This window comes from Bacillus sp. 275 (assembly GCF_001999205.1).
Taxonomy (GTDB): domain Bacteria; phylum Bacillota; class Bacilli; order Bacillales; family Bacillaceae; genus Bacillus; species Bacillus velezensis.
Genome location: NZ_CP019626.1, coordinates 2,850,449 through 2,863,445, shown reverse-complemented (window position 1 = coordinate 2,863,445; position 12,997 = coordinate 2,850,449). Strand labels below are relative to the sequence as shown.

17 protein-coding genes and 1 riboswitch are annotated in these 12,997 nt (G+C 47.3%); all 17 genes read right to left on the bottom strand.

All coding sequences use genetic code 11. The annotated features are described in order from the left end of the window. Positions 1-444 (bottom strand): Fe-S cluster assembly sulfur transfer protein SufU, encoded by a 444-nt coding sequence (gene sufU / locus BZ167_RS13970; protein ID WP_003151877.1) that lies wholly within the window; start codon positions 442-444, stop codon positions 1-3. Then, positions 434-1,654 carry a cysteine desulfurase SufS gene (gene sufS / locus BZ167_RS13965; RefSeq protein ID WP_007410089.1) on the bottom strand — a complete coding sequence of 407 codons (1,221 nt, stop codon included), beginning with the start codon at positions 1,652-1,654 and terminating at the stop codon, positions 434-436. The genes sufU and sufS overlap by 11 nt, the downstream gene beginning before the upstream one ends. After that, positions 1,654-2,967: a Fe-S cluster assembly protein SufD gene (gene sufD / locus BZ167_RS13960; RefSeq protein WP_007613603.1), complete on the bottom strand. Its 1,314-nt coding sequence runs from the start codon at positions 2,965-2,967 to the stop codon at positions 1,654-1,656. The genes sufS and sufD overlap by 1 nt, the downstream gene beginning before the upstream one ends. 17 nt (positions 2,968-2,984) lie before the next feature. Next, complete coding sequence (gene sufC / locus BZ167_RS13955; RefSeq protein ID WP_003327022.1) at positions 2,985-3,770, bottom strand: Fe-S cluster assembly ATPase SufC; 786 nt, start codon at positions 3,768-3,770, stop codon at positions 2,985-2,987. 176 nt (positions 3,771-3,946) lie between these two features. Then, complete coding sequence (locus tag BZ167_RS20160; RefSeq protein WP_003151857.1) at positions 3,947-4,099, bottom strand: YuzK family famiily protein; 153 nt, start codon at positions 4,097-4,099, stop codon at positions 3,947-3,949. A 192-nt stretch (positions 4,100-4,291) separates the two neighbouring features. After that, positions 4,292-4,669: a carboxymuconolactone decarboxylase family protein gene (locus BZ167_RS13950; RefSeq protein WP_029973602.1), complete on the bottom strand. Its 378-nt coding sequence runs from the start codon at positions 4,667-4,669 to the stop codon at positions 4,292-4,294. A gap of 93 nt (positions 4,670-4,762) precedes the next feature. After that, complete coding sequence (metQ, locus tag BZ167_RS13945; RefSeq protein WP_012118382.1) at positions 4,763-5,578, bottom strand: methionine ABC transporter substrate-binding lipoprotein MetQ; 816 nt, start codon at positions 5,576-5,578, stop codon at positions 4,763-4,765. A gap of 13 nt (positions 5,579-5,591) precedes the next feature. Then, the gene (locus BZ167_RS13940) at positions 5,592-6,260 is read right to left on the bottom strand and encodes a methionine ABC transporter permease (protein ID WP_012118383.1); all 669 of its coding nucleotides are present in this window, start codon (positions 6,258-6,260) and stop codon (positions 5,592-5,594) included. Then, positions 6,253-7,278: a methionine ABC transporter ATP-binding protein MetN gene (metN, locus tag BZ167_RS13935; RefSeq protein ID WP_003151850.1), complete on the bottom strand. Its 1,026-nt coding sequence runs from the start codon at positions 7,276-7,278 to the stop codon at positions 6,253-6,255. Before metN ends, BZ167_RS13940 begins: the two co-directional genes overlap by 8 nt. Positions 7,279-7,383: 105 nt before the next feature. Next, positions 7,384-7,490: riboswitch (SAM riboswitch) on the bottom strand. A 110-nt stretch (positions 7,491-7,600) separates the two neighbouring features. Next, complete coding sequence (locus tag BZ167_RS13930) at positions 7,601-7,951, bottom strand: SCP2 sterol-binding domain-containing protein (protein WP_007410085.1); 351 nt, start codon at positions 7,949-7,951, stop codon at positions 7,601-7,603. Positions 7,952-8,047: 96 nt separating this feature from the next. After that, on the bottom strand, positions 8,048-8,368 hold the full coding sequence (locus tag BZ167_RS13925; RefSeq protein WP_003151847.1) for a thioredoxin family protein: 321 nt from the start codon (positions 8,366-8,368) through the stop codon (positions 8,048-8,050). 2 nt (positions 8,369-8,370) lie between these two features. Next, positions 8,371-8,736 carry a toprim domain-containing protein gene (locus BZ167_RS13920; protein ID WP_032868013.1) on the bottom strand — a complete coding sequence of 122 codons (366 nt, stop codon included), beginning with the start codon at positions 8,734-8,736 and terminating at the stop codon, positions 8,371-8,373. A 69-nt stretch (positions 8,737-8,805) separates the two neighbouring features. Continuing rightward, complete coding sequence (locus BZ167_RS13915) at positions 8,806-9,042, bottom strand: YusG family protein (protein ID WP_015418166.1); 237 nt, start codon at positions 9,040-9,042, stop codon at positions 8,806-8,808. Between the two features lie 54 nt (positions 9,043-9,096). Then, complete coding sequence (gcvH, locus tag BZ167_RS13910; protein ID WP_003151844.1) at positions 9,097-9,480, bottom strand: glycine cleavage system protein GcvH; 384 nt, start codon at positions 9,478-9,480, stop codon at positions 9,097-9,099. Between the two features lie 59 nt (positions 9,481-9,539). Then, positions 9,540-9,896, bottom strand: a complete 357-nt coding sequence (locus tag BZ167_RS13905) for an arsenate reductase family protein (protein ID WP_003151843.1) — start codon at positions 9,894-9,896, stop codon at positions 9,540-9,542. A 113-nt stretch (positions 9,897-10,009) separates the two neighbouring features. Continuing rightward, on the bottom strand, positions 10,010-11,794 hold the full coding sequence (locus BZ167_RS13900) for an acyl-CoA dehydrogenase FadE (protein ID WP_015418167.1): 1,785 nt from the start codon (positions 11,792-11,794) through the stop codon (positions 10,010-10,012). 18 nt (positions 11,795-11,812) lie between these two features. Continuing rightward, a complete protein-coding gene (locus BZ167_RS13895; RefSeq protein ID WP_015418168.1) occupies positions 11,813-12,988 on the bottom strand; it encodes an acetyl-CoA C-acetyltransferase in 1,176 nt (391 codons plus the stop codon). Positions 12,989-12,997 lie beyond the last annotated feature (9 nt).

The following is a 12,997-nucleotide window of genomic DNA, read 5'->3' as shown; positions in this document are numbered from 1 at the left end:
TTAATTGCCGCCTTTTTCGCCAGCGACTCCTTTTTCAAGTGCTTTCCATGAAAGGGTGGCACATTTAATCCGGGCCGGGAATTTCGAAACGCCTTGAAGAGCTTCAATATCCCCGAGATCTATCGAGTCGTCATACTCTTTCCCTTGCATCATGTCTGAGAAAATCTTAGACATGGAAAGGGCGGTATCAATATCTTTTCCTTTAATCGCCTGCGTCATCATGGAAGCTGAAGCCATGGAGATAGAACAGCCTTCCCCTTCAAACTTCGCTTCCTGAACGGTATCGCCGTCAAGCTTCATTGTCAGTCTGATCCGGTCGCCGCAAGTCGGGTTGTTCATATCGACGACGATGCTGTCATCCAAAACCCCTTTGTTGCGCGGATTTTTGTAATGATCCATGATCACTTGTCTGTATAATGTATCTAAATTTGCATTAAAAGACATTTGTAAAGTACTCCTTTGTCTTTTGGAGGGCTTCCGCGAGCTTATCGATCTCTTCCTCTGTATTATACAGATAAAAACTCGCTCTCGCAGTAGCAGATACATCCAGCCATTTCATGAGCGGCTGGGCGCAATGATGTCCGGCTCTGACCGCAATGCCCTCAGCATCGAGGACAGTCGCGACATCATGAGGGTGAACCTCATCAAGATTAAATGTCACAAGTCCCGCCCGCTCTTTCGGACCGTATACCGTCACGCCGTCTAGCTGCTCGAAACGGTCAAGCGCATAGGCTGCAAGCTTATGCTCATGCCGGGAAATCTCGTCGAGTCCGATCTCTTCAAGAAAATCAATCGCAGCTCCCAATCCGATCGCGCCTGCGATAATCGGCGTGCCTGCTTCAAATTTCCACGGAAGCTCTTTCCAAGTTGATTCATAAAGCCCTACAAAGTCGATCATCTCGCCGCCAAATTCGGCCGGCTCCATATTCTCAAGCAGTTCTTTCTTGCCGTACAGCACGCCGATTCCCGTCGGGCCGCACATTTTATGGGAAGAAAGCGCGAAGAAGTCGCAATCCAAGTCCTGAACGTCGATTTTCATGTGCGGTGTGCTTTGCGCCCCGTCTACCACGATGACCGCGCCATTGTCATGAGCGATTTTGGCGATCTCTTTAATCGGGTTGATCGTGCCGAGCACGTTTGACACATGAGCGACTGCCACGATCTTCGTATGGCTTGTGACAGTCTGCCGGACGTCGTCTAACGAAAGCGTGCCGTCTTCCTGCATCGGGATATATTTTAAAGTCGCGCCGGTTGCTTTTACTGCCTGCTGCCACGGAATGATATTCGCATGATGCTCCATTTGGGTGATGACCACTTCATCACCGGGTTTTAAGCTGGCGCGGGCATAGCTCAGCGCCACCATATTCAGTGAAGTTGTCGTGCCTTTTGTGAAAATGACCTCAGCCATTGATTTCGCATTGATAAACTTACGGACTTTTTCACGCGCACCTTCATAGCCGTCTGTCGCTCTCGTGCCAAGAGTATGAACGCCTCTGTGGACATTGGAATTGTATTTGCTGTAATACTGATCCACTGCTTCAATGACAGCACGCGGCTTCTGAGAAGTCGCCGCGCTGTCAAGGTACACGAGGTCATGTCCGTTCACTTGCTGATGAAGGATCGGGAACTGTTCACGAATATCGGTGATATTCATTATTTTACTTTCCTTTCGATGACGGAGACGAGCTGTTTCTTAACTCCTTCAATCGGAAGCTCTTTTACCACCGGAGCAAGGAATCCGTAAATGACTAAGCGCTCCGCTTCTTCTTTCGGAATTCCGCGGCTCATTAAGTAGTAAAGCTGGATCGGGTCCACACGGCCGACAGATGCCGCATGTCCTGCAGTTACATCGTCTTCATCAATTAAAAGAATCGGGTTTGCATCTCCGCGTGCTTTTTCACTCAGCATCAGAACGCGGGATTCCTGTTCAGCGTTTGCTTTAGAAGCGCCGTGCTCGATTTTGCCGATTCCGTTAAAGATGGAAGATGCGGCATCTTTCATGACTCCGTGCTTCAGGATATAGCCTTCAGAAGCCTTACCGAAGTGGATGATCTGCGTCGTAAAGTTTTCCGTCTGTTCTCCTCTTCCGACAACTACGGTTTTCGTATCGCCGTATGTGCCGTCTCCGTAGAGGTTTGTCGTGTTTTCAGAAATCGTGTCGCCGTCGTTCATCAGTCCAAGCGCCCACTCGATTCTGCTGTCGCGTCCGCGCGCGGCTCCGCGGCGGTTGACGTATGTTGTGACGCCTGCTGACAGGTTGTCAACGGCGCCGTACGTCACGCTGGCATTATCACCTGTGACCACTTCACTGATAATGTTGAATACAGCTTCTTTCGGATTCACCGTGCTGATGTAGTTCTCAACGTAAGTGACGGAGCTGTGGTCCTCAGCGACGATCAGCACGTGGTTGAACAATGCCGTGTCATTGCTTTCATGAACGTATACGGCCTGAACAGGCGTCTCCACCTGAACGTTTTTAGGAACATAAAGGAATGCCCCGCCGTTCATTAATGCTGCATGAAGCGCAGTCAGTTTATGTTCGTCGACCTTAACGCCGTCTTTCATGAAATACTTCTCAACGAGGTCGCTGTGCTCACGGGCAGCCGTTAAAATGTCCGTAAAGATGACGCCTTTGTCTTTCAGTTCTTTGGAAAGAGAAAGGAAAGCAGGCGTTTGGTCACGCTGCACGTATAACGTTTTGTCTTCGTTTTCGATATCGATCAGCGCTTTTGCTTCATCAGCTAAATCTTCTAAAGAAGCAAGCGGCGCATTTTCTACTGTATGCTTGTTGAACTTTGTAAAGTTCCAATTTGTGATTTTTGTTTTATCAGGCTTAGGCAGCGGCAGATCTTCAGCTTTTTCAAGAGCCTGTAAGCGCAGGTTTTTCAGCCAGGCAGGTTCTTGATGCTTTTCGGAAAAGCCTTTGACATATTCCTGATCTACGGATAGTTTCGTTTCCAATGTCATGATTATCCCCCTAACGCTTACGCTTCTTGGCCTACAGTTTCGTCTTCAATGCCCAGTTCTTGTTTAATCCAGTCATAACCTTCCGCTTCAAGGCGCTGTGCAAGCTCCGCGCCGCCGGATTTCACTACGCGTCCCTGCATCATAACGTGAACGACATCAGGCGTGATGTAGTTCAGAAGGCGCTGGTAGTGAGTGATCATTAAGCAGCCGAAGTTTTCGCTGCGCATTCTGTTGATTCCTTTAGAAACGACTTTAAGCGCATCGATATCAAGACCTGAATCGATCTCGTCAAGAATGGCGATTTTCGGCTCGATCATCATAAGCTGAAGGATTTCGTTGCGTTTTTTCTCCCCGCCTGAGAAACCTTCGTTCAGGTAACGCTGCGCCATTTCAGGGTCCATTTCAAGGAACTCCATGTTTTCGTCCATTTTGCGGATGAATTTCATAAGAGAAATTTCATCGCCTTCTTCACGGCGTGCGTTAATCGCAGAGCGAAGGAAATCGGCATTTGTCACACCGCTGATTTCGCTTGGGTACTGCATCGCCAGGAAAAGACCCGCCTGAGCGCGCTCGTCCACTTCCATTTCCAGTACATCCTTGCCGTCAAGCGTGATGCTGCCTTTTGTAACTTCGTATTTCGGGTGTCCCATAATCGCTGCTGAGAGCGTGGATTTACCGGTACCGTTCGGCCCCATGACAGCGTGGAATTCGCCGCCTTTTATTTCAAGGTTTACACCTTTTAAGATCTCTTTTCCTTCGATTTCAACGTGAAGATCCTTGATCGTTAATGTTGAAGCAGCCATATCTATACCTCCAAAATATATAATCATTATTCTCAATTTATTCTCATTCTAATTTTATAACAAATGAAAAGTAAATACAACTTTTTATATTACCCGGAACATTCCTAAAGTTTATCAAAGATCAAGGCGTAATTAAAGCTGTTTGAAACAGAAAAAGGGCGGAAATCCACCCTTTTTTACTGACCGATTTTCTCATTAAGCTGCGCTGCGAGGAACTTGCTTTTTTGATATTCAAGCTCCCTCTGCCGTTCGACTTCCATCCTTTTTGAAAGACGCCGTCCGTATTCCTCGTAGCCGATGCCGTGTGACTTCTGCATCGCTTTTTCCATTTCAGGCGTATAGTCAAGGTCCAGTCTCTCGTGGCTGGTGCAGATAATGAATCAATCCCTTCATCTATTTGTTTCTATTGTAACAATGATCCGCTGCTCCGGCCAAAGAGAGTGTGCCCCTGAATCCTTTCGAATGTGCCGGAAATCGGCGCTCGCTTTATCTGAAAAACGGTATTCACACGATTGCTCTTTCTAATGCGTCGTATGTCCGAATTCCTGAATGCACTGCTGCACGAGGGTCACTCCCTGACTGAGAGCCGCGCCGCCCCCGAATGCCGCCGCGACGCCGATGACCTCAAGGATGTTTTCTTCTGTCGCCCCTTGGTCAAGGCAGCCCTTCGTATGATAAATCATGCAAAATTCATCTTGAGCGCTGATGCTGATGCCCAGAGCGATTAATTGTTTCTCTTTTTCAGTTAATGAATCCGCTGAGAAACACTGTTCAGTAAATTCATTAAACTTCCGCCCCATCATCGGCATTTTTTGCTCGAATATGCCTAAACCTTCTTTATATTGTTTCAATGCGTCATGCACGCTTTTGCCGTTATCCTGGTATTGAGCCACTGCCATTCCCTCCAATAAGTTAACCTTCCTTTTTATTATGGACAGTTCTCCGATTAATACCCGAAAAAAACCCCGGATGATTCATCCGGGGTTTTCGTTTTATTCAGATACGGGAAGCACGGCTCCGTCGTATTTTTTCTCAATAAAGTCTTTGATTTTCTTAGAGTGAAGCACTTCCATAAGCGCTTTGATTTTCTCTGATTTTTCGTCACCTTTGCGTACGGCGATGATGTTTGCGTACGGGTTGTTTTTCGTTGATTCCACTTGAATCGCATCTTTTAACGGATTCAGTTTGTTTTGAATCGCATAGTTGACGTTAATGAAGACTGCATCGCCTTCTTCTTCATTATATGCTTTCGCCGTTAATTCAGGGGCGATTTTTTTGAATGTCAGGTTTTTCGGGTTTTTCGTAATGTTTTTCGTAGTGGCTTCAATCGTTTTTACCTTCGGATCAAGTGTGATCAGTCCGGCTTTTTCAAGCATCGCCAGCATACGGCCTTGTTCAGCGACATTGTTAGTCATGATGATGGTCGCGCCTTTAGGCAGGTCTTTCAGTGATTTGTATTTTTTCGTGTAAATTCCGAATGGCTCAAGGTGAACGGCTCCGGCATTCACGAGTTTGTAATCTTTATTTTCTTTCATTTCCTGTTCAAGGTAAGGAACGTGCTGGAAGTAGTTCGCATCCACTTCATTATCAGCTAACGCTTTGTTGTACATTTTGTAATCGTTCAGCACTTTTACTTTTAATGTGTAGCCTTTTTCCTTCAAGAGCGGCTCCGCTTCTTTTAAGATTTCAGCATGCGGTGTTTTTGTCGCGGCGACGACGATTTCCTTTTTATTTGAGCCGTTTGATCCGCAGGCGGCCAAAACTCCCGCGAACACAAGCAGCAGCGCACTTAATACAATCTTTTTCAATGTAAATCCTCCCTTATCTTTTGTCTATTATATTTGTAATTACATCACCGATAATCTGAATGATAAAGACGATGATGAGTATAAATACTGTCGCTACAAACGTTACATCCGTATTATTGGACTGGTAGCCTTCTACATATGCAAGGTTTCCGAGTCCGCCTGAACCGATGGCGCCGGCAATGGCGGTAGATCCGATCAGGGCGATGGCCGTAACGGTGATGCCTGAAATTAACGCAGGCATTGATTCAGGAATCAGCACTTTGAAGATAATCGTCGATGTCTTTGCTCCCATTGACCTGGCAGCTTCGATGACTCCTTTATCGACTTCGCGCAGCGCAATTTCCGCAAGACGGGCGTAAAACGGCGCGGAGCCGATAATCAGCGCCGGCAATGCGGCGTTCGGTCCTAAAATCGATCCGACCAAAATCTTAGTGAAGCCGAGAAGCAGAATAATTAAAATAAGAAACGGAATAGACCTGAAAATATTAACGACCGCCGCAATCACGGTGTTAATGATTTTATTTTCCCATAAGCTTCCCTTGCCCGTTAAAAAGAGCAGAAGACCGAGAATCGCTCCGATGACAAATGAAAAAACTAATGCGATGACCGTCATATAAAGGGTCTCGTATGTGGCCGTCCACAGCTCGGTTATATCAACGTTCGGGAACCATTTTTCAAACATTTGTGATCACCTCTGCTTCTACCTGTTTGTCTTTGATGAACCGGATCACGTTTTCTACTTCTTTTTCCTGACCGTCAATATGAATGAATAAAGAACCGTAGGCTCCGTCCTTCGTCTGTGAAATTTTCCCCTGCAGAATATTGACGTCCACATCAAAGTTTCGGATCATTTCCGTAATGAGGGGCTGCTCGGCGGCCTGCCCGACAAATGAAAGCTGAATCGTTTTTCCTGTCGCTGTTTCCTGCAGAAAATGCTGGATGGTTTCTTTCGTCTCCTCCGGTTCTGTCACCTGCTGAACGAAACGCTTGGTCATCGGTTCGCGCGGGTTTCTGAAAACTTGGAGTACTTCGCCTTCTTCAACGACTTTCCCGTTTTCCATGACGGCGACTCTGTTGCAGATTTTTCGGATGACATGCATTTCATGGGTAATGAGCACGATCGTCAGACCGAGTCTGTCATTTATATCGGATAAAAGATCCAAAATTGAATCGGTCGTCTGCGGATCGAGCGCTGATGTCGCTTCATCGCACAGAAGGACTTTCGGATTATTGGCGAGCGCCCGGGCGATGCCGACACGCTGCTTTTGACCGCCGCTCAGCTGCGACGGATAAGATTTTTCTTTCCCCTCTAATCCGACCAGTTTAATCAATTCATCAGCGCGGCGGACCCGTTCGCTTTTTTTCACGCCGGCGATTTCCAGCGGAAACATAATGTTCTCCCGGACGGTGCGCGACCACAGAAGGTTAAAATGCTGGAAGATCATGCTGATTTCCTGGCGCGCTTTTCTCAGCCCGCGGCTGCTTACTTTATTTAATTCCGTCCCCGCGACTTCCACGGTTCCCGACGTCGGCTTTTCAAGGCCGTTCAGGAGACGGATTAAGGAACTTTTACCAGCTCCGCTATATCCTATAATTCCAAATATTTCGCCCTTTTTGATATCAAGAGTGACATCTTGGACAGCATTGACATCCCCATGCTTCGCTTTGTAAATTTTTGAAACATTTTGAAGATGGATCAAAGCAATCACCCGCCTTACACTATTCTAAGAAATCTTCCGGGTTTCTCCGCAAAAGAAAAGCCTTTCTGCAAAAATGAGCAGAAAGGCTTATTGAAAAAGGCCTTTCTCTCATCTTTCAAAGCAGACCGCTTCGAGTGAATTGGCACCATTTCAACATTGTTGATGGTTGCCGGGCTTCATAGGGCACTTCCCTCCACCTCTCTTGATAAGAGAAAACATATCGTATTTTCGTCCGGAAATTCTTACTGTAGAATAGCACGGCGAATGATAAAAAGTCAATAAAATAAATATTGGAAGCTATTGTCACATAGTAGATTGGCAGTTACGGCCGTTTACTGATCGCCTGAAAAAATCCGTTTGTCAGCCAGAGGATGGCCTCCAGCTTCAGCAGAGCTCTGAATGATCCTTTCACTTTGAGTTTTCCGCTTTGGATAAGCTTTTGCAAAGAGACATCACCATGCAGGAGATGGATGATTTCCGTCTGGTTTCCGTAAAAGGTCAAATTAGATTTTTCCTTTGAGACCGACGTTTTTCTCATTTCTCCCTGTCCGTTAATTGAGACCGTTAAGGCTTCTGTTTCTCCTTGGAATGTAATCAGCAGCGTTGAGGCGTTTAATAGCGGTTTCAAAAACAGATGCTGTCCGTCATTCTCTGAAACTTCTATTTTCTCCACTCGTATAACCTCCCGTTTTAATGGCCATACATACACTTTCTCTTTTTAACGGACAGAACCCTTTATAAACCGCACGACATTTTCCTGTAAATATTGTCACATCGGGAACGTTTGCGATGTTTTTTGTTTAATCAGCTCATATAAATAGGAAACGGAGCGGAAGGCGTATCCTTTCTCAACAAGCTCTCCGCCTTTAAACAGCAAAAAGCACGGAACGCTTTCAATCTGATAGGCTTTGGCGAATGCGGGGGAATAATTCACGTTGTTTTTATAGAAGGCGGCGCCGGGCAGCATTTCTTCGACGACAGTAAGCATTTTGGACGCCAGCTGGCATGTGCCGCAAAACGGGGTGTACAAATACAGGAGATAAACGTCATCCTGAATCGATTCAAGTTCATTTTCTTGGAGTTCTTTCATGATTACCACCTCAGGTCGTTCTTTTTCAAAAATACAGTGTCAGCATCAAAGCCGGCTCTGATCAGCACAGATGCGAGATGATGGCCCGGGCACGACTCGACTTGCCTGTATGTTCTGTCTATATAAATATGGCGCGCGTCGGGAAGCTCCCGTTTCAGCTGTTTTCTTAATTTTTCTCCGGAGTCATCTGCGTCCGTTAAAATATAGACGTCCCTGTCAAACAGGCGGTCCGCCAAATCTTCCAGTTCGGTTTGGCCGATTGTCCCGTTTGTACAGACGATTTCCGCGGGTTCGATGAGCACTTCCCTGACTTTGATTTTATCAGATTTTCCTTCTACGATAATGACCTTTTCATCTCCGTTGTACATAAGCGCGTCACCTGCCGATTGTTTTAGCGTCAGATTGAAAAAGAAGGCAGTGAAATTCACCGCCAACTGTTAACACCAGCCATTCTCATAATCGCAATCGACATATTTCGGATCTCTGCCGTTTATGACATCGGCTGTTTTATAAAATTTTTGATTTTCAAATGAAAAGCCCTGTTTGAGCTCGTACTGGTCCATGCCTGTCATCTCGCCGATGGCTTCATTTTCATGAAATAAGGAAAACCGGCCGTTTTGAAAGCGGCCCGTAACGTTCTCCGTCACATCGACCTTTTGTTTATCAAAAGCCATTTTAGACACCTCCCGTTACAGATAGAATGTCCAAATGGCCCCTTTGCTATCCGATCAGTCTTCTTGTGTCATTTCGTCATATTGCTCGGAAGTCATGAGGTTTTCGATTTCTTCAGCATCAGCCGGTTCCACGACGATCATCCAAGCTTTTTCATACGGAGACTCGTTTACGAATTCGGGACTGTCATCAAGGTCTTCGTTCACTTCCGTCACCGTTCCGTTAATCGGTGCGTACAGTTCGGAAACGGTTTTGACGGATTCCACGCTGCCGAATGGCTCGTCCGCTTTAATTTCGGCGCCGACTTCCGGAAGCTCGACAAAGACGATGTCGCCAAGTTCGGCTTGCGCGAAATGTGTAATCCCGATGCGGGCTTTTCCGTCCTCAACTTTGACCCATTCGTGCTCTTTGGAATAACGCATATCTTTCGGTGTGCTCATCTAAATCCCTCCATTTTTTTCTTATAATAAGAAGATACCATAATTCTTTGAACCTGGCATTACATCCAATATTTTTCGAATTGGTCTTCTTTAAAGCCGACAGTGACTTTTTCGCCGTCTGTCGTAATCGGGCGTTTCAGGAGCATACCGTCTGATGCCAGGAGTTCGAGCTGTTCATCCTCTGACATATGGTACAGTTTTTCCTTTAAGTTCAGCTCGCGGTATTTCATTCCGCTCGTGTTGAAAAACTTTTTGAGCTCAAGACCGCTCTTTTCATAGAGGTCTTTAATTTCTTCTTTCGACGGAGTTTCCTCCGCGATATGTATTTCGTTTATTTCCTTACCGCGGTCTTCCAGCCATTTTTTCGCATTACGGCACGTTCCGCATTTAGGGTACCAGTAAAAATTTAACGACATCTTCTTCACCCCTTGTAAATGATCGTCGTTATTTTAACACAATCACTTGTAAAAACCTATAACGTTGCTTCATGAAAAAGCGCCCCTGATGAAGGAGCGCTTTCAGCATGTGATCAGACCGTATATTTTTCTTCACGGAAGACGGCGGCTGCCGCTTCACGTTTTTTCTGAATGAGGTTTTTCGGCGTCAGGCGCGTCAGTTTGCGCAGCACGGAAAGCATCATCCGGAGGGAATCTCCTTCCTCCATGGCGATCAGTGATTCTTTGGCGTGCGCTTCAATGTTCTGAAGGGCTTCCTGGGCAAAGATTTCCGTATATAACAGCTTCTGCGCGGCTTTTTCGGCACCGTCCGCCGCAATTGCTTTTTCCGTTCTGAGGACGGCTGATTCCAAAGCGTACAGCGCGCTGACAATATCGGCAATGTTCACCATGATTTCCTGCTCGCCTTCGATCTCTTTGCCGTATTTCTGCGCCGCGAGACCCGCTGTCAAGAGGGCGATCTTTTTCGCCTGTCTGACAATGTATTTTTCCTGTTCAAGAGGTTCTGAGCCCGGCTCTTCAGGCATCAGCATCATGAGTTCTTCTTGGAGCGCTTTTGCTTTTTCAAAGAGCGGCAGCTGACCTTTTACGGCTTTTTTCAGGAACGTGCTCGTGACGATCAGGCGGTTGATTTCATTTGTGCCTTCAAAAATTCTGTTGATTCTTGAGTCGCGATAGGCGCGCTCCACTTCATATTCCTGCATAAATCCGTAACCGCCGTGAATTTGAACGCCTTCGTCGGCAATATAATCAAGCGTTTCAGAACCGCACATTTTGTTGAGCGAGCATTCAATCGCGTACTCGGCGATTGACTTCGCGACTTCGCGTCCGTCTTTTTGCTCCGCTTCCGTCAGTCTGCTCATATTATCTTCGAATAAGCCCACTGTTCTGTATACAGAGCTCTCCATCGCGTAAAGCCGAGCTGACATCGTCGCAAGCTTTTCCTGAGTGAGCGTGAAGCTTGAGATCGGCGTTTTAAATTGCCGGCGCTGGTTTGCATAAGCGGCAGACAGCTCAATCACCCGTTTTGAAGCGCCGATTGTGCCGACGGCAAGCTTGTAGCGCCCGATATTCAGAATATTAAAAGCGATGACATGGCCTTTTCCGATTTCGCCGAGAAGGTTTTCTTTTGGGACTTCCGCCTGATCTAAAATCAGCGTTCTTGTCGATGAACCCTTAATCCCCATTTTTTTCTCTTCCGGTCCCGTTGACACGCCCGGATAGTTCTTTTCTACGATAAATGCGGAAAACTTATCTCCGTCCACTTTAGCGTAGACGACAAAGACATCTGCAAAGGCGGAGTTTGTAATCCATTGCTTTTCTCCGTTAAGAATATAGTGTGTACCCGCTTCATTCAAAACAGCCGTGGTTTTCGCGCCGAGGGCATCTGAACCTGAACCGGGCTCAGTTAAGGCGTATGCCGCGATTCTTTGTCCTGAAGCCAAGTCCGGCAAATAGGTTTTTTTCTGTTCTTCCGTTCCGAAGAACACGATCGGCAATGAGCCGATACCGACGTGGGCGCCGTAAGACAGCGAAAAGCTGCCGGCACGTGAAAACTTTTCCGTAATGAAGGCTGAACTGATTTTATCCAGGCCGATTCCGCCGTACTCTTCAGGCACGTCTGCTCCGAGGAGGCCGAGATCTCCGGCTTTTTTCAGCAGTCTGACCGAATGCTCGAACTGATGGTTTTCAATTTCATCGATATAAGGAAGCACATCGTTTACGACATAGTCTTCGGTCGTTTTGCCGATCATTTTGTGTTCGTCTGTAAAGTCCTCCGGAGTGAATATTTGATCATATCCCGTCTCTTCAATCAGAAAGCTGCCGCCTTTTTTGACGTTGACCGTTTCCTGTTTCATGTTCGTTTCCCCCTTTTTTTAAATGAGTTCAAATACGCCGGCAGCTCCCATGCCGCCTCCGATGCACATCGTCACCACGCCGAATTGCTCGTTTCTCCGTTTCATTTCATGAATAAGTGACAGGGTCAGCTTCGTTCCCGTGCATCCGAGCGGATGTCCGAGCGCGATGGCGCCTCCGTTGACGTTCACCTTTTCTTCATCTATCCCAAGCGATCTGATGACTTGAATGGCCTGTGAAGCAAAGGCCTCATTCAATTCAAAAAGCCCGATATCCTGTAATTCGAGTCCGGCAAGCTTGAGCGCCCGCGGAATGGCTTCAATAGGACCGATCCCCATTACCTCAGGCGGAACGCCGCCTACGGCAAAGGAACGGAATTTGACAAGCGGCGCCAATCCGAGCGACGAAGCTTTTTCGCGATCCATCAGCATGACAGCCGCCGCGCCGTCACTTGTTTGTGAAGAGTTCCCGGCCGTCACGGTTCCCGTTTTAGAAAAAGCCGGACGGAGCTTCGCCAAGACGTCAGCTGATGTGCCGGGACGAACGCCTTCATCTTGAGAAAAGATAAATTGTTTTTTCCGCGGCTTATGGTCATCACCGACTTCTGTCAGCGATACTTCAACCGGCACGATCTCGTCATTGAATTTGCCTTCCTTAAGGGCTTTTGCGGCATTCTGATGGCTGCGGACGGCAAATGCATCCTGGTCTTCTCTGGATACGCCGTACGTTTCGGCGACCTGCTCCGCTGTGTGCCCCATGCTCATGTAATACTCAGGCGCATGCTCCGCCAAAGCGATATTCGGGCGGGTCACATGCCCCATCATCGGAACTTGCGACATGGATTCCGCACCGCCCGCAATGACGGTGTCACCCGCGCCGATCATAATTTTTTCAGCACCGTAAGCGATGGATTGGAGCCCGGAAGAGCAGTAGCGGTTCACCGTAATAGCCGGCACCGTATGAGGAAGCCCCGCCAGCGCACCGATATTCCGCGCCATATTTAATCCTTGTTCGGCTTCAGGTGTTGCACATCCGATAATTAAGTCATCGATATTTCCTTCATATCCGCCTGCCCGTTTCAGCGTTTCTTTTACACAAAGCGCGCCCAAATCATCAGGACGAACGGCTGCAAGCGATCCTTTTTTCGCTTTACCGACCGGGGTTCTCGCACCGGCCACAATGACTGCTTCTCTCATAAACACCCT